Origin of the sequence: Streptomyces sp. rh34, assembly GCF_002551245.1 — a bacterium.
Classification (GTDB): Bacteria; Actinomycetota; Actinomycetes; order Streptomycetales; family Streptomycetaceae; genus Streptomyces.
In genome coordinates, this window is the sequence record NZ_NTGZ01000118.1 from 1 (window position 1) to 22,226 (window position 22,226).

Consider the following 22,226-nt stretch of genomic DNA (forward strand, 5'->3'; position numbering starts at 1 on the left):
GTCCTCTCCCCGGCGGCCCCGGCCCCGGCCCGGCCCGCGACCCCGCCCGGAAACCTCCGGGCCCGGCTCACCAGCTTCGTCGGACGCGACAGCGACATCGCCGCGCTCCGCGACGACCTCGCCCGGAGCCGGCTCGTCACCCTGCTCGGCCCTGGCGGCGCGGGCAAGACCCGGCTGTCCCAGGAGGCCGCGGAGGCCGCCGCCGAGGGCTGGCCCGACGGCGTCTGGCTCGCCGAGCTGGCACCGGTCGACGACCCGGACAGCGTGCCCGAAGCCGTCCTGTCCGCGCTCGGCGCCCGCGAGGCCGTGCTGCGCGGAGCGGGGGCCGAGGAGCTGCGGGCCACCGACCGCACCGGCGCCGACCCCCTCGTACGCCTCACCGAGCACTGCGCCCCGCGCCGGATGCTGCTCCTCCTGGACAACTGCGAGCACGTCATCGGGGCGGCGGCCGCCCTCGCCGACCGGCTGCTGACCCACTGCCCCCAGCTCACCGTCCTCGCCACCAGCCGCGAACCCCTCGGCGTGCCCGGCGAGTTCGTCCGCCCCGTCGACCCGTTGCCGGACCCGATGGCGCTGCGCCTGCTCGCCGAGCGCGGGGCGGCGGCCCGCCCCGGCTTCCGCACCGACGCGGACGGGGCGACCGCGGCCGCCTGCGCCGAGATCTGCCGCCGTCTGGACGGGCTGCCGCTCGCCATCGAACTGGCCGCCGCCCGGCTGCGGATGCTCACCCCGCGCCAGATCGCCGACCGGCTCGACGACCGCTTCCGCCTCCTCACCAACGGCAGCCGCACCGTCCTGCCCCGCCAGCAGACCCTGCGTGCCGTCGTCGACTGGTCCTGGGACCTGCTCGACGCCGCCGAACGCGCCGTACTGCGCCGCCTCTCCGTCTTCGCCGGAGGCTGCTCCCTCGCCGCCGCCGAGGAGGTCTGCGCACTCCCCGCCCCCGACGGCGGCGTCGCCGTCGACTCCCTGGACGTCGCCGCCCTGCTCGGGTCCCTGGTCGACAAGTCCCTCGTCGTCGCCGCGCCCGGCGACGACGAGATGCGCTACCGGCTGCTGGAGACCGTCGGCGAGTACGCCGCCGACCGTCTGGACGAGGCGGGCGAGCGGGACGCCGTCGAGCGGCGCCACCTGGTCCACTACCGGGAACTGGCCCGTATCACCGGGCCCCGGGTGCGTGGCGCCGGACAGCGGGACGCCAACGCGGTCTTCCAGCGCGAATACGAGAACCTGCGCACCGCGCTCCGCCACGCCGTCGCCGTCGGGGACGAGCACGAAGCGCTGTGCATGGTGCTGTCGATGTCCTGGTACTGGATGCTGCGCGATCTGCGCGCGGACGCCCGCCAGTGGGCCGCGGCTGCCTCCTCGCTCGGCCCCGACCCGTTCGCCGCGCCCGGCGTCCGGGCCCCCTCGCTCCTGGAACGGGCCACCGACCGGCCGCCGCCCATGGACGACGAACAGCTCGCGGAGGCGCGGCGCGGGGCGTCGCTGATCCAACTGGCCAGCGTGGACCTCGTGTTCAGTGAGTGGTCGACCTCCGAAGGCAAGGAGCGTCTGAAGATCATCGCCGACACCTACCGCCCCGGGATGCCGCAGACCTGCCGTATGCCCGGATCGCTGTGGATGTTCGCGATCCTGCTCAGCGGCGACATGGACCGGATGTACGAACTGCTGGACGAGACGGTCCGGGCCTCCCGGACGTTCGGCTACGAATGGGAGCTCGGCTCCGCACTCCACACCCGCGCCAACTTCCTGTCGAACACCCCCGAGCGAGTGGCCGACGCGCGCGCCGACGCCGACGAGAGCCTGGAGATCTACACCCGGCTCGGCGACGACTGGGGAGCCGCCGAAGCGCTCTCCTCGCGGGGCGAGGCCAACGAGAGGGCGGGTGAGTTCATGGCGGCCCTGAACGACTACGGGGCGGCTGTGGACTACGCGCAGAGGATCGGCGCCCAGAGCCAGGTGGCACTGTTGCGTGCCCGGTACGCCGGGGCCCTCATCGAGATCGACCGTCTCCCGGAGGCCGAGGCCATCCTGCGCGAGGTCACCGAGAACGGGCGGCAGTCGGGCCACGAGGCGACGCCGATGGCCCGGATGCACCTGGGGTTCGTGCTCGGGCTCCAGGGGCGCGTGGACGAGGCCCGCAGCCAGACGCAGCTCGTCCGGGAGGACTTCAAGGGGCGCGACGCCGCCATCTTCGGCGGCTTCGTCCACGGGGTGCTGGCCTGGCTGGACAACCTCGACGGCGCGTACGCCTCCGCCCTGGAGAACGCGTTGACCGCGCTGACCAGCTCGCGGGACCCGCTGTCGATGGTGGTGGCCCCGCAGATGCCGTCGGCCCACCTGACGGCCATCGCCCACGCACTCGCCGGATTCGGCGGCCCCGGGGCGGCGAAGGACGCCGCCCGGCTGCTGGCGTGCCAGGCGACTCTCCTGCCGAAGGGGCATGTGCCGAGCATGATGGAGCGCCGCAATCTGGCGCACGCCGAGCGGGCCGTCCGCGTGTGGATCGACGACGCGGCGTACACGGCGGCGTACGCGGAGGGCGGTGACCTCACACTCCTTGAGGCCACCGCCCTGGCGGAGACGTACCGGCGTGACCCTCCGGCGTAACCCTTCCGCGCTCAGGCCTTCCGCGTCTTGCTCAGGCCGTCTTGCTCAGGCCTTCTTGCGGAACTTGGACACCGCCAGCGGAGCCATCACCAGCGTGATGCCCGCCGCCCAGGCGAGCGTCACCCAGACGGAGTTCGCGACCGGGCCGCCCATCATCAGACCCCGCGCCGCGTCCGCCAGATTGGACAGCGGGTTGTAGTCGGTGAACGCCTGGAGCCAGCCCGGCATGGTCGCGGGCGGCGCGAAGATGGAGGACCCGAACTGCAGGGGCATCAGCACCAGCATGCCCATGCCCTGGACCGCCTGCGCCGTCTTCATGGCCAGCCCGAGCACGATGAAGATCCACATGATGGCGGCGCCGAACACCGCCGACAGGGCGACCGCCGCCAGGAGCCCGAGCACGGACGTGCCCACGGTCATGCCGAGGGCGAAGCCCATCCCGAGGAGGATGGTGATGGCGACCATCATCCGGCCCAGCTCGACCACGATCTTGGCGATCAGCACCGAGGAGCGGGCTATCGGCATCGTCCGGAACCGGTCCATGACGCCCTTGCGGAAGTCGTCGTTGACCCCGGTTCCGACGGCCATGGCGATGTTCATGCCCATCATCGCCATCAGCCCGGGAATCAGGTAGTTCAGGTAGTCCTGCCGGTTCCCGCCGAGGCTGCCGCCGACCGAGCCGCCGAAGACGTACACGAACAGCAGCGTGAAGATGACCGGCATCAGAAGGACGTCGAACATCGACTCGGGGTCCTTCTTGATCTGGAGCAGATTGCGCCGCGCCAGAGCCCCGATGTGTCGCAGATTGGCCCGCAGACCGATCCGGCCCTCGTCGGCCACCGCCGGCTTCGACGGCGTGGCGTCCGCGGCCCCGGCGGGGGCGGGGGTCAGTGTCGTGGTGCTCATGCGGCGACCTCCTGGGGAGCCTGGTCGGAGAGGGGCGTGGCCTTGTCGCCGGTGATCGCGAGGAACACCTCGTCGAGGCTGGGCAGAGCGGTGGAGACATGGGCGAGGGAGAAGCCCCGGACGCCCAGCAGTCCGATGACGGCGGTCAGCTGCTCGTCGCTGAGGATCGGCACGTACAGCAGGCCCTCGTCCGGCACCGCCTGCGCGCCGGCGACGCCGTCCAGCCCCGCCTCCCGGACCGCCTGCGCCATCGCGGCCAGCTCCGCCGGGTCCGAGGGCCGGATCTGGAGGGTGCGTCCGCCGACCTTCGCCTTCAGCTCGTCGACCCCGCCCCGGGCGATGATCTTCCCGCGGTCGATCACGGTCAGCTCCTTGGCGAGCTGCTCCGCCTCCTCCATGTACTGGGTGGTCAGCAGCACGGTCGCGCCCTCGGCGACCATCCGCTGCACCTCGTCCCAGACCTCGTTACGGGTACGGGGGTCGAGACCCGTCGTCGGCTCGTCCAGGTAGAGCACGGAGGGGCTGCCGATCATGGAGGCGGCCAGGTCGAGCCGGCGGCGCATCCCGCCGGAGTACTCCATGCAGGCCCGCTTGGCGGCCTCGGTGAGCGAGAACCGCTCCAGCAGCTCGTCGGCGCGGGCCCGGGCCTTCTTGCGGGGCAGATCGAGCAGCCGCCCGATCATGTAGAGGTTCTCCCAGCCGGAGAGCTTCTCGTCGACCGAGGCGTACTGCCCGGTGAGGCCGATGGTGCGGCGCAGCTGCCGGGGCTGCCTCACCACGTCGAAGCCCGCGACGACCGCGTGGCCGGAGTCGGGGGTGACCAGAGTGGACAGGCAGCGTACGAGGGTGGTCTTGCCCGCGCCATTGGGGCCGAGCACACCGAGGACGGTGCCTTCGCGGACATCGAGGTCCACGCCGTCCAGTGCTTTGGTCTCGCCGTAGTGCTTGACCAGCCCCCGCACCTCGACCGCGTTCCGGCCGCTGCTGGGGTTCTTGTCGATTCGTTCCATGGCCACCAGCAGACCAGCACCCACCGACAGCTCGCCGACAGGCCGCCGACACGGCCCGGCACCGGGCCCCGCACGGGCGACAGCCCGCCGATGGGGGATGTCGGCGGGCTGTCGGGGGTGCGGGAAATGGCTGGTGGGCGCGGGACGAAGACGCGTCGGAAGACGCGTCGAAAGGCCCGTGGGTCAGTGCGCGGGCATCAGTGGAAGGTGTGCTCCGGCGCCGGGAACGTGCCGCCGACGACCTCGTCCGCGAACTCCTTCGCCGCGTCGCCGAGCACCTGACGCAGGTTCGCGTACTGCTTGGTGAAGCGCGGCACCTTGCCGCCGGTCAGCCCGACCATGTCCGTGTAGACGAGCACCTGCGCGTCGGTCGCGGAACCGGCGCCGATGCCCACGGTCGGGATGTGCAGCGTGCGGGTGACCTCGGCGGCCAGCTCGGCGGGCACCAGCTCCAGCACGACGGCGAAAGCGCCCGCGTCCTGCACGGCCTTGGCGTCGCGCAGCAGCTGCTGGGCGGCCTCCTCGCCGCGCCCCTGGACCCGGTAGCCCATCGCGTTGACGGACTGCGGGGTCAGGCCGATGTGGCCCATGACCGGGATGCCGGCCTCGACCAGCAGCCGGATCTGCTCGTGGGACCGCTCGCCGCCCTCCAGCTTGACCGCGCCGACGCCCGACTCCTTGACCAGCCGGGTGGCGTTGCGCAAGGCCTGGACGGGGCCCTCCTGGTACGAGCCGAAGGGCAGGTCGCCGACGACGAGGGCGCGCTTGGTGCCCCGGACGACGGCGGCGGACAGCATGGCGATCTCGTCCATCGTCACGGGCACGGTGGTCTCGTAGCCGAGGTGGCAGTTGCCCATGGAGTCCCCGACGAGCATGACCGGGATGCCGGCCTCGTCGAAGACGGACGCGGTCATCGCGTCGTAGGCGGTGAGCATCGGCCACTTCTCGCCGCGCTCCGTAGCGGCGGCGATGTCGTGGACGGTGATGCGGCGGGTGGACTTCCCTCCGTACAGTGCTTTGCCGCTGTCGGCGGACGCACCTGCGGGGGAAGCGGAGGCCTCCTTGGGGGAGGACGGATTCTGTGCAGCCTGAAGCGACATGGCCGGTGGCTCCTTCGTCATCTCGAGGCGCCCTGACGGCGTCCCCGGATCCCTTCCATGGTGGCATCCCGCCCCACCGCTCGGGAAGTGGGCCCGCAAGCCTGTCCGCACGCTTGTCCGCGCGGTGCACCTCCCCGACGCGCCGCTCCCCGAGAACCTCGTGGACCGGGTGATCGCCGCCCGCCGGGAGGGCTCGCCCCGTACGAGTGTGATCGTTCTGTCACAAGGCCCCCCGGCCGGCCCCGTACCGGAACCCGTCCTCCCGCCGCCGGCGTCCTGGTTCCCGTACGGGCACTCCGTACGGTCGCGGGACGTCGGGCGGGTCTATGGGCCGACGGGCGGAAAGGCGCCACTCATCGCCTAGGGTCGAGGGCGCGGCGATGTGCAGGGCAAGGCAGTGAGGACAGCGCGATGGTGCAGGCGTACGGAGCGGACACGGACAACGGCAGCGCGGAGCAGCCGGAGGTCGGCGGGTCCCGCTTCCGGGGCCTGTGGGACAGGCTGAGGTCCGACCGGGGCATCTGGCGGCGCGGAGTCGTGCTGGCCCTCTGCTCGGTGCTGCTGACCCTGCTGATGGTCGTCCACGCGCAGATCCCCAACCGGCTCGGCAACCTCGGCAGCCTCATCGAGACGTTCCTGCCGTGGGTCGCGCTGTTCATCCCGGTGCTGCTGGTCCTGGGCCTGGTGCGGCGCTCCGCGACCGCCCTCATCGCGCTGCTGCTGCCCACCGTCGTCTGGCTCAACGTCTTCGGGGGCCTGCTCACCGACAAGTCCGGCGGCGGCGGCGACCTCACCGTCGCCACCCACAACGTCAACGCGGGCAACCCCGACCCCGAGGGAACCGCCCAGCAGGTCGCCGGTTCCGGGGCGGACGTCGTGGCCCTCCAGGAACTCCCGGGCAGGCAGGTCTCCACGTACGAGAAGTCGCTGGCCGACCGCTACCCGCACCACTCCGTCCAGGGCACCGTGGGCCTGTGGAGCAAGTACCCGCTGGCCGACACCAAGCCCGTCGACATCAAGATGGGCTGGACCCGCGCGATGCGCTCGACGGTCAGGACCCCGCAGGGCGAGGTCGCGGTGTACGTGGCCCACCTGCCGTCCGTCCGCGTGAAGCTGCACGCCGGGTTCACCGCCAACCAGCGCGACAACAGCGCCGACGCGCTCGGCGAGGCCATCGCCGACGAACGGGTGGAGCGCGTCGTCCTGCTCGGCGACCTGAACGGCACGATGAACGACCGCTCGCTGAACGCGGTCACCGCGCAGATGCGCTCCACCCAGGGCGCGGCGGGCGACGGCTTCGGATTCAGCTGGCCCGCCTCGTTCCCGATGGCCCGGATCGACCAGATCATGGTCAAGGGTGTCGAGCCGTTGGCCTCCTGGACCCTCGCGGCGACCGACAGCGACCACCTCCCGATCGCGGCCCGCGTGGAGCTGTGACGTATGCGACAGGCCCGGCAGACCTGGCAGGTCCAGCAGGTCCTGCAGGCCCGGCGCAACGAGCCGTTCACCTGCCGGTAGGCGTCCCGGCATAAACCTCTGCGAGAATTTGTTCCGGTAACTTACATATGGCGTGAGCCGTTGTCCGGCACCCGGCGTGCCCCGGCAACGGCTTCCTGCTGTTCCCCTGCCGCGCGCCCCCGCGGGCCCCCGTCCTCCCTGAAAGGTCCTCTCCCCATGCCCCTGGCTCTCCTCGCCCTGGCCGTGAGTGCCTTCGGCATAGGCACGACGGAGTTCGTCATGATGGGGCTGCTCCCCAACGTGGCGGACGACCTGGGCACGTCCGTGCCCACCGCCGGATACCTCGTGTCGGCGTACGCGATCGGCGTCGTCCTGGGCGCGCCCCTGCTCACCGGCCTTGGCTCGCGGGTCCCGCGCAAGCGGATGCTCCTGCTCCTGATGGCGCTGTTCACCGTCGGCAACCTCGCCTCCGCGCTCGCCCCGGACTTCGGCTGGCTGATCGCGGGCCGCTTCCTCGCAGGCCTCCCGCACGGCGCGTTCTTCGGCGTCGGCGCGGTCGTCGCCGCCCGGCTGGTCTCCGAGGGCCGCCAGGCGCGGGCCGTCGCGACGATGTTCCTCGGCCTGACCGTCGCCAACATCGTCGGCGTCCCCGCGGCGACCCTGCTCGGCCAGCACCTCGGCTGGCGGGCCACCTTCCTCGTGGTCGCGGCGATCGGCCTCGCCGCGATGGCGGCCCTCACACGTCTGGTGCCCCACATCCCCGTCGAGGCGCACCAGGACGTCCGCCGCGAGCTGCGCGCCCTCGGCAACCGTCAGGTGATTCTCGGCCTGCTCACCGCCGTCTTCGGCTTCGCCGGGGTCTTCGCGGTGTACTCGTACCTCTCGGCCATGACCACGAAGGCGATGGGCTTCGGCGAATCCTCCGTCACCCTGGTCCTGGCCCTCTTCGGCATCGGGATGACCCTGGGCGCACTGGCCGCGGGCCCCCTCACGGACCGGGCGCTGCGCCCGACCCTGTACGGATCGCTCGGTGCGCTCGCGGTGATCCTGGTGGTGTTCCCGTTCACGGTGCACGTCCCGTGGGCAGCCCTGGTGATGGTGGTGCTGCTGGGCGGAGTCGGCTTCATGACGACGACCCCGCTCCAGATGCTGGTGATGAACAAGGCGAAGGACGCCCCGACGCTGGCTTCCGCCTCCAACCACTCCGCGTTCAACCTGGCCAACGCGGGCGGCGCCTGGCTGGGCGGCGTGGCGATCGCGGCGGGCTGGGGCTGGACGTCCCCGGCCCTGGTCGGCGCGGTGCTGGCCGTGATCGGCCTGGCGGTGGCGGCGACAGCGGGCTACCTGGACCGGGACCCGTCCCCGAAATCCCGCGTGGTGGCGGCCAATCAAGCCCGTCCGGCGCGTGAGGACACGTCGTCCAGCCGGACGAACCAGCACTCCACGCTCGGCCGCGGTTCAAGCCGGTCCGGCGCTTGAGGACGGAACGCGAAGCGCCGGCGGCCCCGACAGCCACGCCGAGGCCGCCGCACGATCAAGCCCGTCCGGCGCTTGAGGACAGAACGAAGCGCCGGACGGCCCCGGCAGCCACGCGTGGCCGCCGCACAACTCAGCCCGTCCGGCGCTTGAGGACGAAGGCGGCCACCGGACGCCCCCGGTAACCGCCCGCCCACCCCACCCGGCTACGACGACTCGCGCCACCGGTTCGTGATCGGCAGCCGCCGGTCCTTCCCGAACCCCTTGGGCGAGATCTTCGTCCCCGGCGGGTACTGCCGCCGCTTGTACTCGGCCGCGTCCACCATCCGCAGCGTCTTCGCCACCAGCTCCGCGTCGAACCCGGCCGCCACGATGGTGTCCAGCCCCTGGTCCCGGTCGACGTACATCTCCAGGATCGCGTCCAGGACGTCGTAGTCCGGCAGCGAGTCCGTGTCGACCTGCCCCGGCCGCAGCTCCGCGCTCGGCGGCTTGGTGATCGATGCCTCCGGGATCGGCGGGGTCTGCCCCCGCTCCTCGGCGGCCCGGTTGCGCCACTTCGCCAGCCGGAAGACCGACGACTTGTACACGTCCTTGATCGGCCCGTACGCGCCGACCGCGTCCCCGTACAGCGTGGAGTAGCCGACCGCCAGCTCGGACTTGTTGCCCGGCGCCAGCACGATCTGCCCCTCCTGGTTGGACAGGGCCATCAGCATCGTGCCGCGCAACCGCGCCTGGAGGTTCTCCTCGGCGAGGCCGGTGAGCTGGAGCGACCCCATGTAGGCGTCGAACATCGGCTCGATCGGTACGGTACGGAAGTTCAGCCCGGTCCGCCGCGCCAGCTCGGCCGCGTCGCCCTTGGAGTGGTCCGAGGAGTACTTCGACGGCATCGAGACGCCGTACACGTGCTGAGCGCCGAGCGCGTCGCAGGCGATGGCCGCGCAGATCGCGGAGTCGATGCCGCCGGAGAGCCCGATCAGCACGCTGCTGAAACCGTTCTTCGCGGCGTACGCGCGCAGCCCGACGACCAGCGCGGAGTAGATCTCCTCCTCGTCCCCCAGCCGCTCCGCGTACCCGCCCGCCAGCTCCGGCTCGTACGCGTCCACGGGCCGGTCGGACAGCACCACATGGTCGATGCGCAGCCCGTCGTCCACCACACCGGAGGGCGCCACGGCCTCGGCGGCGGGCAGCTCCAGATCGAGGATGACGCTGCCCTCGGAGAACTGCGGGGCACGGGCGATGACCTCGCCCTCCTTGTCGACGACGATCGAGTCGCCGTCGAAGACCAGCTCGTCCTGACCGCCGATCATCGCCAGATAGGCCGTCGTGCAGCCGGCCTCCTGGGCCCGCTTGCGGACCAGCTCCAGCCGGGTGTCGTCCTTGTCCCGCTCGTACGGCGAGGCGTTGATCGACAGCAGCAGCCCGGCCCCGGCGGACCGGGCGGCCGGGACACGCCCGCCGTCCTGCCACAGGTCCTCGCAGATCGCGAGGGCCACGTCGATGCCGTGGATCCGGACGACGGGCATCGAGTCGCCCGGCACGAAGTACCGGAACTCGTCGAACACCCCGTAGTTCGGCAGGTGGTGCTTGGCGAAGTTGAGCGCGATCCCGCCGCGGTGCAGCACGGCGGCGGCGTTGCGCGGGGAGCCGGCCGGCTGCCCGTAGCGCGCCGCGGCGTGCTCGGAGCGGTCCAGGTAGCCGACGACGACCGGCAGTTCGCCGAAGCCCTCCGCGTCGAGCCGGGCGGCCAGCGCGCGCAGCGCCTGACGCGAGGCCTCGACGAAGGACGACCGCAGGGCCAGGTCCTCGACGGGGTATCCGGTCAGCACCATCTCGGGGAACGCCACCAGGTGGGCGCCCTGCTCGGCGGCGTGCCGGGTCCAGTGGACGATCGCCTCCGCGTTGCCGGCGAGGTTGCCGACGGTGGAGTCGATCTGATTCAGTGCGAGGCGTAGTTGAGGCACGGAGCCCAGTGTAATCGTCTTTCTGACGCGATGTCCCGGCGGGCCGGGCAAAATCTGCTCCGGCCCGCCGAAACCGCAGGTCGAAGCGGCTATCAGCCCCGACCCGCCGAGGATCGCAGGGTCAGCTCCGGTAGCCGAGGACCGTCATCATCCCCGCCTCCGCGTGGTAGACGTTGTGGCAGTGGACCATCCACAGCCCCGGGTTGTCGGCGTCGAACTCCACGGTCAGCGACCGGTGCGGCAGCACGATCGCGGTGTCCTTACGGGCCCCGGCGGCGTTCCCGCCGAGCGCGAAGGTGTGCCCGTGCAGATGGAGGGGATGCCACATGGCCGTCCCGTTGTCGAAGACGACCCGCACCCGCTCGCCCGCCTCCACCGGCCGCCGGTGCTTCGCGCTGTACGGCTGTCCGTCGAAGGCCCAGTCGTACGTCGCCATCCCGCCGGTGAGCCGGATCCGGATCGTCCGGTCCGGCGCGCGGGCGGGCAGCGCCACCGACGGGTCCGGCACCAGCCGCCCCGCCTCCACCAGTTTCCCGTCCAGCTCCTTGGGCCGTACGGAGGCGGCGGGCGCGGCCCCGCTCCCGGTCCGCAGCACGGCCAGCGCGGACTCCTTCTTCCCCTCGGCCAGCGCGGTCAGCGGGAAGACCCCGTCGCCGGCGGTGACGAGGACGTCGTACCTCTCGCCCATCCCCAGCAGCAGCGCGTCACCCGTGGTGTGCCGCACCGGGAACCCGTCGGTGTGCGTCACGGTCATCCGGTGCCCGCCGAGCGCGACCCGGAAGGCGGTGTCGCCACCGGCGTTGATGATCCGCAGCCGGATGCGGTCGCCGGGCCGCGCGGAGAAGGAGGACGGGTCCCGCGGCACCCGCCCGTTGACCAGGTAGTGCGGGTAGGCCACATCGCCGGCGTCCCCGCCGAGCAGCTTGCTGGTGGCCCCCATCATCATCCGCGAGGGCCCGTCACCGCCCGCGCCCTTGCCCTCCGCGTCCTTACCACCCGCGTCCTTGCCGCCCGAGTCCTTGCCCCCTGTGTCCTCTTCGCCCGACATGGTGTGCGCGCCGTGGTCCATCCCGCCGCCCATGCCCCCGGACAGCTCCTTGAGGACGGCGTCCGGGGTGGAACCCTCCACCCCGTCGACCCAGTCGTCGAGGACGACGACCCACTCCTTGTCGTACGCCAACGGCTCCTTCGGGTCCTCGACGATCAGCGGCGCGTACAGCCCCCGGTCCTGCTGGACGCCGGAGTGCGGGTGGAACCAGTACGTCCCCGGGTGCGGCACGGCGAACCGGTACGCGAAGTCGGCTCCCGGTGCGATGTCCCGCTGGGTCAGCCCGGGAACCCCGTCCATGTCGTTGCGCAGGGCGAGGCCGTGCCAGTGCAGGGAGGTGGGCTCCGGCAGATGGTTGGCGAGGGTGAGGGCGAGCGTGTCGCCCGCCGTCACCCGCACCTCGCGCCCGGGCAGCCGGTCCCCGTACGCCCAGGAGGCGACGGTCCGCCCGCCGCCGAGGTCGAGTCGGGCACGGGTGGCGGTGAGGGTGACCTTGCGCACGGGGCCGGAGCCGCGCGCCGTCTCGGCCGCCTCGACTTCCTTTCCGCCGGGTGAGACGTACGTGCCGGAGTCCTGCGCTCCGCCGGGGGAGCGCCCCCCGCTGTTGTTGCCGCCGCCGTCGGAACAGGCGGCGAGTGCTCCGGTGCCGGCGACGGCGAGAGCGGCGCCGAGCACGGCGCGTCGGGTGGGTTTCGTGGGCATGCCGAATACACCTCTGAAGAACTGAAGGACTGTTGTCGCGTGGAGGGAAGGCGGAGGTGAAACGCCCACTCCTAAATACGCAGCACCGAAACGCTGGCGAGCACCGATATCCGGGGTGGCGGGATCGGCCGCAGGACCCGCAGCAGCCCCGCGCCCACCGGCGTACCGAGGGGTCGTCCGTCGGCGCGCAGCCCGAGCAGCCAGGAACCGAGGAGAGCGAGGCCCCAGACGCCGAGGACGGCGAGACAGACGGAGAGCGGATCCATACCGCTCATGGGCGCGCCGGAGCCGGGGGAGTCGTGCGGAGGCGGCTGCTGAGTGTCGGCGACGCCCGGAGCCGGGCCGTGAGCCGGGGCTGGGGCAGGGCCCTGGGCTCTATCCGGGCCTTGAGCCGGCCCAGGCGCCTGGGCCACGTGCTCGGTCAGGGCGGGGGGCGACGACGGCGAGCCGCCGCCGTGTTCCGCCGGATGCCCGACCGTATGCATGGTGACGATGCCGAACAGCAGAGCGACGAACAGCAGAAGCTGCCCGTACGTCACGCTCCTGCTCCGCGTCCTGCCCGCCATGCGGACCACCCTACCCACGGCGGGTATACGGACGGGGCGGGGGCGCCCGGCACCCCGCCACCCCTGAGTCGGGGCGGGACGGGGCGCGGGGCACCGTCGTACGGATGGCGGCTCAGCTGCGGGCGTAGACCTTCTCCGCCCAGCCCGCGATCTGCTCCTCGGTGAGGTGCTGCGCGAGGTCGGCCTCGCTGATCATGCCGACGAGCTTCTTGTTCTCGACGACGGGCAGCCGGCGGATGCGATGGGTCTGCATCTCCTCCAGGACCGCGTTCACATCGGCGTCCGCCTCGATCCAGCGGGGCGTGCCCTGCGCGAGATCGCCCGCCGTGGTCTTCGCCGGGTCGTGCCCCTTGGCCACACAGCCGACGACGATGTCGCGGTCGGTGATGATGCCGACCATCCGGTCGGAGTCACCGTCGGCGGACACCGGAAGCGCGCCCACGTTGTGCTCGCGCATCAGCTGGGCCGCACGGTCGAGCGTCTCGTGGGCGGGGATCCAGCGAGCCCCGCTGTGCATGATGTCTTTGGCGGTCGTCATGGGGGATTTCCTCCTGCGTGCCGATGGCACTGCCGTACGGCCCCGAGCGCAACCCATCGTCACCGGCCCGCCGGGGCCGCGCGACCGCAATCACCCGTTCGGGTGCGCCGCCGCGAGGACGAAAGCTGACGCACCCGTCGTCCGGGCTCAGGCCCGAAGGCATGGCTCAGGGCCGAGGCTCGGCTCCCCGCTCGGCCAGCATGTCCCGCATCAGCCCCAGCTCGGACTGCTGACCCTCGACCATGCCCCGGGCGAGCCGTTGCTCGGCCGGAACCGAGCACAGGGACGCGCAGGCCTCGGCCATGGTGACGCCGCCCTTGTGGTGGTCCGTCATCAACTGGAGGAAGAACACCTCGGCCTGCTCACCGTCGAGGCGGTCGAGCCGCGCCAGCTCCGAGCGGCTCGCCATGCCCGCCATGAGCACCCCGTCCGCACCGGAACCCGCCTCGGTACCGCCCGAGCCGTGCCCGTGCCCATGCCCACCCGTATCGGCGGCCATCCACGCCATGGGCTGCTCCCCGCCCGGGGCGACCTTCGGCAGCTCCCACAGGTCGAGCCAGCCCAGCAGCATGCCGCGCTGGTTGGCCTGGGTGTTGGCGATGTCGTAGGCAAGACGGCGTACGTCCTCGTCGTCCGTGCGGTCGCGGACGATGAACGACATCTCGACGGCCTGCTGATGGTGGACGGCCATGTCCCGGGCGAACCCGGCGTCGGCGGACGAGGCCCCCGGAACACGGGCACGGGCGTCCCCCGCTCCCGCCCCGTCCCCGTCGCCCCGCGCGGAGGCGACGGTGGCCGCCGCCGCGAAGAGCAGGGCGAGGGCCACGGCGCTACCGGCCGCCCAGCGAACACGCCGGGTCTTCCGCCGCTCCACGAGGGCGGCCTGAGAGGCCACGTCCTGGACCGTCCGCTCCTCGGCCGCCCGCTCCCCGGCCGTCACTGCGGCACCGTCGCCAGCCCGCCGGTGCAGGGGGCGCCGGGTTCGGGGGTCTGCGCGCCCTGGACGTACTGGGCGAAGAACTGGTCCACCCGCTTGTCGTCCGCGGAGTCGACGGCGACCTGCTTGCCCCAGGCGCTGAGCGTGATTGCGCCCTCCTGACCGGCGTACGGGCTCATCAGCGTGAACGGGGTCTTCTTGACGCGCTCGGCCAGCGCGGCGACATCGGCGTCGGCGGCCTTGCCGTTGTAGGTGACCCAGACCGCGCCGTGCTCCAGGGAGTGCACGGCGTTGACGTCCGGGAGGGCCTTTTCGTATACGTCGCCGTCGCAGTTCATCCAGGCCTGGTTGTGGTCGCCGCCGACCGGAGGCTTCATCGGATAGTCCACCGTGCCCGCGACGTGCTCGCGGCCGAGCTTCGTCGCGTCCCAGGACTTCAGCCCCTCGATGGCACCGCCCGTGGCGTTGCCGTGGGAGCCGCCGTGCCCGCCCGGGTGCTTGCCGTCCTGGGCCGCCGAGGCGTTGTCGGCCTTCTCGTTCGCCTCGGAGTTCTCCAGCAGCAGGTACGAGCCGAAGGCGACGAGACCGGCCACGACGGCAGCGCTCAGCCCTATGGCGATGGCCCGGTTGCGGGTGGCGCGGGCGCGCGTGTCGGGGGCCTGGGGCTGGGGGTACCGGGGGTCGAAACTCATGTCGTCGAGTCCTTCTGCGAAGGGGCCGGGAGGAGGGAGGACGGCCCGTGAACCGATGCGCGCGGACGGGCGGGAAGCCGGGTGGGAAGCCGGGCGGGAAGTCGGCCGCTGCTCGCCTGCCGCCCCCGTGCGCCACGGTCGCCGATCGTAGTGGGTGGCCGAGTGCTCTCTCTCACACCGTGTGCGTAATCTGGGGGAAATCCCGGGTCGCGATACTGAAGTGTCCCCCTACCCCGGGCGGTGGTGCACGGACCGTCTGAACTGCAAGGATGTGGCAATGGACAAGCAGCAGGAATTCGTCCTCAGGACCCTTGAGGAGCGCGACATCCGCTTCGTGCGGCTGTGGTTCACCGACGTCCTCGGGTTCCTCAAGTCCGTCGCCGTGGCTCCGGCCGAACTGGAGCAGGCCTTCGACGAGGGCATCGGCTTCGACGGCTCGGCGATCGAGGGCTTCGCCCGAGTGTACGAATCAGACATGATCGCCAAGCCGGACCCGGGCACCTTCCAGATCCTGCCCTGGCGCGCGGAGGCCCCCGGTACCGCGCGGATGTTCTGCGACATCCTGATGCCGGACGGTTCCCCGTCCTTCGCGGACCCGCGCTACGTCCTCAAGCGCATCCTCGCCAAGACGTCCGACCTCGGCTTCACCTTCTACACCCACCCCGAGATCGAGTTCTTCCTGCTGAAGAACAAGCCGGTCGACGGCACCCGCCCGACGCCGGCGGACAGCTCGGGCTACTTCGACCACACGCCGCAGAACGTCGGCATGGACTTCCGCCGCCAGGCGATCACCATGCTCGAATCGATGGGCATCTCGGTCGAGTTCAGCCACCACGAGGGCGCCCCCGGCCAGCAGGAGATCGACCTGCGGTACGCGGACGCGCTCTCCACGGCGGACAACATCATGACGTTCCGTCTGGTGATGAAGCAGGTGGCGCTGGAACAGGGCGTGCAGGCCACGTTCATGCCGAAGCCGTTCTCGGAATACCCGGGCTCGGGCATGCACACCCACCTCTCCCTCTTCGAGGGCGACCGCAACGCCTTCTACGAGTCGGGGGCGGAGTACCAGCTCTCCAAGGTGGGCCGCTCCTTCATCGCGGGCCTGCTGACGCACGCGGCGGAGATCTCGGCCGTCACCAACCAGTGGGTCAACTCCTACAAGCGCATCTGGGGCGGCTCCTCCCGCGCGGCCGGCGCGGGCGGCGAGGCCCCCTCGTACATCTGCTGGGGTCACAACAACCGCTCCGCCCTCATCCGGGTCCCGATGTACAAGCCCGGCAAGACCGGCTCGGCCCGCGTGGAGGTCCGCTCCATCGACTCCGGCGCCAACCCGTACCTCACCTACGCGGTCCTGCTCGCCGCGGGCCTCAAGGGCATCGAGGAGGGCTACGAACTCCCGGCCGGCGCCGACGACGACGTCTGGGCCCTCTCCGACGCCGAACGCCGCGCGATGGGCATCGAGCCGCTCCCGCAGAACCTGGGCGAGGCGATCTCGCTGATGGAGAAGAGCGAACTGGTCGCCGAGACGCTGGGCGAGCACGTCTTCGACTTCTTCCTGCGCAACAAGAAGCAGGAGTGGGAGGAGTACCGCAGCGAGGTCACGGCCTTCGAGCTGAAGAACCTGCTGCCGGTGCTGTAACCGCCTGCGGCCTGGAGAACGCACTACGGGCGGGTCGCCCGGTCCAACCGAAGCGACCCGCCCGTAGCCATGAGCAACTCTGGGCTCTCCAGGGGTCCTCCAGGGGCCGTCAGGCCCGGACGGGCGGCGGGCCCAACTACGCCTTGGCCACCGGGAAATCCAGTGCCGGATCAGGCGACGTCTGCCCTGTAGCGATCTTGATCGAGCGCGGCAGGTGGCCAGCGGGCACGCGACTTCGGCCGGCCCGAGCGTTCGCGGTCTCCGTGTGCTCGGGCGGCCCTGGTGGACCCTGCTCCGACGCGCTCAGCTGTGAGCAGGTAGTTGTCGGGCAAAGCGGCGGATGGCATCGGTGAAGGCATCTGGATCGTCGAAGTTCGCGAGATGCCTCGCCCGGGGGATCAGCTCGATGCGGGCCTGCGGATGCGCGCGGACGAAGTCCGCCTCGCCGGACCGGAAGACGGTGTCCTTCTCGCCGTTCAGGATGAGCACGGGAGCCGCCACATGACGCATCGCATCCGCGTCGAAGCGGCCCAGCACCTCGCCCCAGGCGGCCGGCAGAGCGTGGAATGCGTAACCGGAGCTGATGGTGGCGTCCACCACTTCGGGGGAATAGAGCCGACGTAGCAACCTGTCGTTCCAGCGGGTCAACCGGTCCGCAGGTATACGAGGGACGAGCCCAACAACCCACCGATACGGTGTTGCCCACGGACCACACGTTGAGGCGCTGGCTCCCGCGAGAACCAACCCCCGCAGCTGCTCCGGGCAGCGTCGTGCGAACTCCAGCGAGGCGTATCCGCCGAGCGAGTGCCCGACGACCAGAGCCGGCCCGTGGTCGAGCGAGTCCACCGCGGAAGCGATGATCTCCGTCGCCGCGTTCAGGCTCCAGGGTTGGGCAGAGCGCGCGCCGTGGCCTGGTAGGTCAACGGCGGCCACCCGAAAGTCCTTTTGGAGTGCGGGGAGCTGTTGGCTCCATTGACCCGCGCTGAACCGCGTCCCGTGTACGAAGACGATGGGCGGTGCATCCGCCGCAGCCGTCATGAATCCCCCCAGATCCGCGCTCTCTTCGGACTGACTCTACTTGGGGGGCGGTCCCCGGCGCTCAGAAGCGGAAACGGTGGCCAACGAGGACGCTCAGACCGTTCAACCAACCGCAACGGGGTACGAAGGTGACGCGCCGTTCGAGAGCGGCGCCGGGGCGCGTTGTCACCTGATCTTCGCTTATCCACACAACACCCGATGGTCAACGGTAGCTGCGGCCTCAGCCGCCGATCGAGAGATGGCTACTGGGCACCATGAGCGTCGGCCGACGGTGGAACAGCGCGGTTAGAGCGCCATGCGGCAGTAGAGTCCATGGTCGTGTGACCGAGCTCGTCCAGCCAGTGCTGCAAGCTCGTTGAGGAGGTCCGCGAGATTGCCGGGATCGGCATAGCCGTAGAACTCCTCCGCTTGCGACCACGGTACAGAGATCTCGGCCAAACGCTCGGCGGGTGCGTCCGCCAAGACATCGCGCAGCTCGTCGGGCAGAGTAACGATCCAGGTACCCTCCGCCTCCGGGCTCGTCACCAGATGAACGAATCGGGGATGTCCGGTAACCCGTGATACAGGTTCACGAATCAGTAGCGCCACCGCCTGTCCGAGCTGTACAGCGGGGTCGATCGTCTTGACGCGGAGCGTGTCGAAGCCGGCGTCATCAGGTCCCTCTGCAAAGGCTGATGCTGCTGCTTGATCGTCGGGTGCGCTGAAGTAGTCGTAGAAGGTGCTCACACTGAGGAGTTTGACAGTGCGCTCCGACAGTCGGCGAACTTTCGGGCCGTCAGGGTAAGTCGATGGTGTGAGGCCAGCGACTCTGGCTGCCTCCGCGCCACCCCCAGCCGCAAGATCACGATCTACGGCTGGAGTATTAGACACTTACGCGGCACTACCCAGGCAGGTTGCCCAGTCCAGCGGAGGCGATTCGCCCCGCAGGCGTGATCAGCCCTGAGCGCCCGCGCCGTCGGGCCGGGACGGGCCGCCACGTGGTCAGCTGACGCAGTCTCCGCGCCTGCCGGCCCGTACCCGCGCTGCGGAGGGTACGGGCCCACGGCGGCCCGGGCGCTACACCGGCGGCGTCCCCGGCGGTGACGGTGCGGGGGGCGGGTTGGGCAGCGGAGGGCCGGGGTCGGGTGGAGTCTTCGGGGGGCCGCTGCCGTGTTTGCCGTCGTTCAGGACCTTTCGGCGTGTCAGGCCGTAGACGCCGAACGGCGGAAAGAGGTCGACGCGGCGTGGGTAGTCGCCCTCCGCGCACTCCTCGCAGAGCAGGTCGCGGCCGGTGGGTGTGTGGCGGGCGGCGGTGACCGGGGCGTTCCAGCATGCCTCGCAGTCAAGAACGTCCGTCGTGGAGAGGGCGATCGTCATCCGGGCCTCCCGGGTGGTGCCGGTAACGCCTGGTGGGTTCTGCGCATCAGGTGCCTCCGTCTCTGATCGGTGGGTGGCGACCCGGCCCGGCCGTCGTCCTGCCGGGGATTGGGCGGCCGGGGCGGGGGTCAGGGGGTTTGTCCGGCCGTACGCCGTCGGCCGGTGGCGATCGCGACCCGTTCCTGCCGGCGCCCCGCACCGCGTCTCATCGGCGGGTCTCCCGCCAGACGCGGACGAGCTTCGTGGCGGCGGGGCAGATCGCGCCGGTCCGGCACGCGGTGCAGGTCATGGTGTGGCCGAGCAGGGCGCGGTACGCCGTGTCCGGGGATTCGGTCGTGGTCACGTTCGCCTCTCTGCTGATCTCGGCCCACACGTATTCGGCGGTGCGGTTGAGCGTGTGGCCGAAGCGGTCCGCCGTGGCCAGGGCGGCCAGGACGGCCGAGTGCGCGGTCGCGCTCAACTCGGAGGAGAGATCGGCCTCGACGCGGAAGGTGTCCAGGCCGGTGGTGATGCGCGGTTCGGTGCCTGTGGCGGCGGCGAGCATGCCGGTCAGCGCCGCGACCCGCGCTTGTGCAGAGCGCACACTTCTCCCCTGATGAACCGAATGTCACTCCATGTAATGCTGAGTATTCAGCTTCAACCTGATGGGTTAGCTTTGTCAACAGCGACGCCCATATCGACGCCGAACACACGGAGCTGCTCAAATGCCACGTGATACGCCGTACTTGCAGGTGGCGGATGCTCTGCGGGCTCGTGTCCGGGCCGGTGAATGGGCAGTGGGGGACAAGCTGCCGTCCCGGGCCCGGTTCGCCGAGGAGTACGGCGTCGGTCAGTCCGTGGCGCAGCGGGCCATGGAGCGCCTGATCATCGAGGGCATCCTCGAAGGCCGAGCCGGCTCCGGCACGTACGTCCGGCGGGCCCGTGAGCGCCGGCGCATGGTCCGCTCACGCCACCGCGAGCAGCGCGGCAACAGTCCCTTCGCCTCGGACATGAGTGAGCTCGACCACGAGGCCGACTGGGAGTGCACCAGCACGGCACGGGTCCCCGCGCCGGAGGACATCGCCGAACGGCTGGCGATCGAGCCCGGCGACCTCTGTGTCGTGACCGACTACGAGTTCCTCGCCGACGGCCTGCCCGTGCAGCTCTCCAAGAGCTGGGAGCCGATGGCCCTCACCGACGGGACGCCGATTCTGCTTCCGGAGATGGGTCCGCACGGCAAGATCGGTGTGGTGGAGCGGATGCGGTCCATCGGCGTGAACATCGTCACCGGCATCGAGCTTCCCCGCCCGGCCCGCGCGACGCGGGAGCAGGCGAATCTGCTCGGGATCTCCGTCGGTGACCTGGTCATCGAGGTGGAGCGCACGTACTTCGACCCCGAGGGGCGCCCCGTGGAGACGGCCGACATCATCGTGCCGGACATCCGCTGGGAGATCGCCTACGAGATCCGCGTGGATCAGCCTGATTCCTGACCCCCGTACTCCTGACCCCCGTACTCCTGATTCTTGATTCCTGAAGCGAGGGCCGAGGGCCGGGCTTCCGGGTGGCACCCCGCGCGAGGCGCCGGCGGGCCGCTGAGTCGTCAGTGGGGAGGTCGACGCGGGATCGGGCACCGAGCAGCCCGTTCCCGCGCCCCGCAAGGGCGCGGAAGCGGGCTGTTGTAGGGTTACGACCCCCGTACGCCACGGGACCGACGAGATCGACCGAGGAGGTGAGACCCATTACCGCTGGATCAGGCTGGGTGCTCACCCCGCGCGATCGCGTCGTACGACCGGCAGCAGCCGACCGGACGGCATAAGCCGATCGCGGAGCGCCCATCGGTTTTCCCGAAAGGCTTCGCTCGTATGCCGGTTCACCCCTTCAGTTCCCTCTCCCTCTCCTCCTCCGGTGCCCTCTCCTCCACGGTCGTCGCCCTCCGCCGCGCCGGCTGTGTCTTCGCCGAGGACGAGGCCCGCCTCCTTCACGAGGCCGCCCCCTCCCCGGACGAACTGGCCGCCCTCGTCGAGCGCCGTGCCGCCGGCCTCCCGCTCGAACACGTCCTGGGCTGGGCGGAGTTCCACGGTCGCCGCTTCGCCGTGGACACCGGCGTCTTCGTACCCCGCCGCCGTACGGAGTTCCTGGTGGCGCAGGCCGCCGCCCTCGCACCCCGCCGGGCTGTCGTCGTCGACCTCTGTTGCGGTTCCGGTGCGCTCGGAGTCGCCCTCGCCACCGCGTCGGACGCCGCCGAACTGCACGCCTGCGACGTCGAACCCGCCGCCGTGCGCTGCGCCCGGCGCAACGTCGGCGACCTCGGGCAGGTCTACGAGGGCGATCTCTTCGGTCCTCTTCCCGCCGGCCTGTGCGGCCGGGTCGACGTGCTGCTCGCCAACGTCCCCTACGTCCCCACCGACGACGTCGAACTGCTGCCCGCCGAGGCCCGCGTCCACGAACCGCGCGTCGCCCTGGACGGGGGCGGCGACGGGCTCGACGTCATGCGCCGGGTCGCCGCCGAAGCGCCCGAGTGGCTCGCGCCCGGCGGCAGCCTGCTCGTGGAGGCGAGCGAGCGGCAGCGGGACACGGCGGTCGAGGTCATGCGCGCCGCCGGGCTGAGCACCCGGGTCCTGGTCTCCGAGGAGTGGTACGCCACCGTCCTCGTCGGGACCGTGGGAGCCGGGACGGCGGGGAAGGCTACGCGAAGCGGTAGCGCGTCTGGCTGAACGGCTCCCCCTTGCCGAAGCCGAAGGCCGTACGGGGGCGGACCGCGAACACGTGGGCGTGGCCCGCCCCCGCCTGGACAAAGCTGCCGTCCTCGACGTCGAAGTGCCAGTCGCCGCCGTACTTCGCCTCCCACTCCCGGGCCAGAGCGGTCAGCCGGTCGTGGTCGGTCACCCGGTCCGCCCGGCCCTCCACCACCAGGTCGAAGCCGGAGTCCAGGGTGTTCGCGCCCGTCGTCAGGACCACTTCGGGGTTGGCCGCCAGGTTGCGTGCCTTGCGCTCCTCCGGGCCCGTACAGAAGTGGAGGGCGCCGTCGGACCAGATGCCGATCAGCGGGGTGGCGTGGGGGCGGCCGTCCGGGCGGACCGTGGACAGCCAGTACAGCGGGGCATCGGTGAGTACGGCGGCCGCCTCCGGCCAGAGGCGGGCGCTCGCGCCCTCGCTGCTGTAGCGGGCGTCCAGCTCGGTCGCCGGGGGACTGGCGGGGGCCTGGGC

At 71.3% G+C, this 22,226-nt stretch carries 20 protein-coding genes; 6 read left to right on the top strand and 14 right to left on the bottom strand.

Annotation, left to right across the window (positions count from 1 at the left end):
• On the top strand, positions 1-2,613 hold a 2,613-nt coding region (locus CR470_RS21470; protein ID WP_257138870.1), incomplete at its 5' end, for an ATP-binding protein.
• A 45-nt stretch (positions 2,614-2,658) separates the two neighbouring features.
• Here CR470_RS21470 and CR470_RS21475 read toward each other — a convergent pair.
• The 3 genes from CR470_RS21475 to panB all read right to left on the bottom strand — a co-directional run bounded on the left by CR470_RS21475 (position 2,659) and on the right by panB (position 5,629).
• Positions 2,659-3,519 (bottom strand): ABC transporter permease, encoded by an 861-nt coding sequence (locus CR470_RS21475; RefSeq protein ID WP_097869178.1) that lies wholly within the window; start codon positions 3,517-3,519, stop codon positions 2,659-2,661.
• Positions 3,516-4,529: an ATP-binding cassette domain-containing protein gene (locus CR470_RS21480; protein WP_097869179.1), complete on the bottom strand. Its 1,014-nt coding sequence runs from the start codon at positions 4,527-4,529 to the stop codon at positions 3,516-3,518. The genes CR470_RS21475 and CR470_RS21480 overlap by 4 nt, the downstream gene beginning before the upstream one ends.
• 197 nt (positions 4,530-4,726) lie before the next feature.
• Positions 4,727-5,629, bottom strand: a complete 903-nt coding sequence (gene panB, locus CR470_RS21485) for a 3-methyl-2-oxobutanoate hydroxymethyltransferase (protein ID WP_097869180.1) — start codon at positions 5,627-5,629, stop codon at positions 4,727-4,729.
• A 411-nt stretch (positions 5,630-6,040) separates the two neighbouring features.
• Between panB and CR470_RS21490 the strand changes: the two genes are divergently transcribed.
• On the top strand, positions 6,041-7,066 hold the full coding sequence (locus CR470_RS21490; protein ID WP_097869181.1) for an endonuclease/exonuclease/phosphatase family protein: 1,026 nt from the start codon (positions 6,041-6,043) through the stop codon (positions 7,064-7,066).
• 237 nt (positions 7,067-7,303) lie between these two features.
• Positions 7,304-8,566 carry an MFS transporter gene (locus CR470_RS21495; RefSeq protein WP_097869182.1) on the top strand — a complete coding sequence of 421 codons (1,263 nt, stop codon included), beginning with the start codon at positions 7,304-7,306 and terminating at the stop codon, positions 8,564-8,566.
• Positions 8,567-8,769: 203 nt separating this feature from the next.
• On the opposite strand, the gene CR470_RS21500 is transcribed toward CR470_RS21495, so the two are convergent.
• From CR470_RS21500 to CR470_RS21525, 6 genes are all read right to left on the bottom strand, one after another.
• Positions 8,770-10,524 (bottom strand): NAD+ synthase, encoded by a 1,755-nt coding sequence (locus tag CR470_RS21500; RefSeq protein ID WP_097869183.1) that lies wholly within the window; start codon positions 10,522-10,524, stop codon positions 8,770-8,772.
• Positions 10,525-10,645: 121 nt separating this feature from the next.
• Positions 10,646-12,274, bottom strand: coding sequence for a multicopper oxidase family protein (locus CR470_RS21505; protein WP_097869184.1), 1,629 nt, complete (start codon positions 12,272-12,274; stop codon positions 10,646-10,648).
• A gap of 71 nt (positions 12,275-12,345) precedes the next feature.
• Positions 12,346-12,840, bottom strand: coding sequence for a hypothetical protein (locus CR470_RS21510; RefSeq protein WP_097869185.1), 495 nt, complete (start codon positions 12,838-12,840; stop codon positions 12,346-12,348).
• A gap of 112 nt (positions 12,841-12,952) precedes the next feature.
• Complete coding sequence (locus CR470_RS21515) at positions 12,953-13,378, bottom strand: CBS domain-containing protein (RefSeq protein WP_097869186.1); 426 nt, start codon at positions 13,376-13,378, stop codon at positions 12,953-12,955.
• Between the two features lie 166 nt (positions 13,379-13,544).
• A complete protein-coding gene (locus CR470_RS21520; protein WP_097869195.1) occupies positions 13,545-14,273 on the bottom strand; it encodes a DUF305 domain-containing protein in 729 nt (242 codons plus the stop codon).
• A 41-nt stretch (positions 14,274-14,314) separates the two neighbouring features.
• Positions 14,315-15,007 (bottom strand): DUF3105 domain-containing protein, encoded by a 693-nt coding sequence (locus tag CR470_RS21525; protein WP_097869187.1) that lies wholly within the window; start codon positions 15,005-15,007, stop codon positions 14,315-14,317.
• 277 nt (positions 15,008-15,284) lie between these two features.
• Here CR470_RS21525 and glnA point away from each other — a divergent pair, with 277 nt between their 5' ends.
• Entirely contained in the window at positions 15,285-16,646 is a 1,362-nt protein-coding gene (gene glnA / locus CR470_RS21530) for a type I glutamate--ammonia ligase (RefSeq protein WP_003969536.1), read from the top strand.
• 303 nt (positions 16,647-16,949) lie between these two features.
• Here glnA and CR470_RS21535 read toward each other — a convergent pair whose 3' ends face one another.
• The 4 genes from CR470_RS21535 to CR470_RS21550 all read right to left on the bottom strand — a co-directional run bounded on the left by CR470_RS21535 (position 16,950) and on the right by CR470_RS21550 (position 19,584).
• Positions 16,950-17,684, bottom strand: a complete 735-nt coding sequence (locus CR470_RS21535; protein WP_097869188.1) for an alpha/beta fold hydrolase — start codon at positions 17,682-17,684, stop codon at positions 16,950-16,952.
• Positions 17,685-17,969: 285 nt separating this feature from the next.
• Positions 17,970-18,410, bottom strand: a complete 441-nt coding sequence (locus CR470_RS21540) for a hypothetical protein (protein WP_097869189.1) — start codon at positions 18,408-18,410, stop codon at positions 17,970-17,972.
• Positions 18,411-18,740: 330 nt separating this feature from the next.
• Positions 18,741-19,040, bottom strand: a complete 300-nt coding sequence (locus CR470_RS21545) for a hypothetical protein (protein WP_097869190.1) — start codon at positions 19,038-19,040, stop codon at positions 18,741-18,743.
• 205 nt (positions 19,041-19,245) lie between these two features.
• Positions 19,246-19,584: a hypothetical protein gene (locus tag CR470_RS21550; RefSeq protein ID WP_097869191.1), complete on the bottom strand. Its 339-nt coding sequence runs from the start codon at positions 19,582-19,584 to the stop codon at positions 19,246-19,248.
• Positions 19,585-19,744: 160 nt separating this feature from the next.
• On the opposite strand from CR470_RS21550, the gene CR470_RS21555 reads away from it, so the two are divergent.
• Together CR470_RS21555 and CR470_RS21560 are read left to right on the top strand one after the other, a co-directional pair.
• Positions 19,745-20,509 carry a GntR family transcriptional regulator gene (locus tag CR470_RS21555; RefSeq protein ID WP_097869192.1) on the top strand — a complete coding sequence of 255 codons (765 nt, stop codon included), beginning with the start codon at positions 19,745-19,747 and terminating at the stop codon, positions 20,507-20,509.
• Positions 20,510-20,881: 372 nt separating this feature from the next.
• Entirely contained in the window at positions 20,882-21,733 is an 852-nt protein-coding gene (locus tag CR470_RS21560; RefSeq protein ID WP_097869193.1) for a putative protein N(5)-glutamine methyltransferase, read from the top strand.
• Here the strand turns inward: CR470_RS21560 and CR470_RS21565 are convergent.
• Positions 21,705-22,193, bottom strand: a complete 489-nt coding sequence (locus CR470_RS21565) for a pyridoxamine 5'-phosphate oxidase family protein (RefSeq protein WP_097869196.1) — start codon at positions 22,191-22,193, stop codon at positions 21,705-21,707. The genes CR470_RS21560 and CR470_RS21565 overlap by 29 nt on opposite strands.
• Between the last annotated feature and the right edge of the window lie 33 nt (positions 22,194-22,226).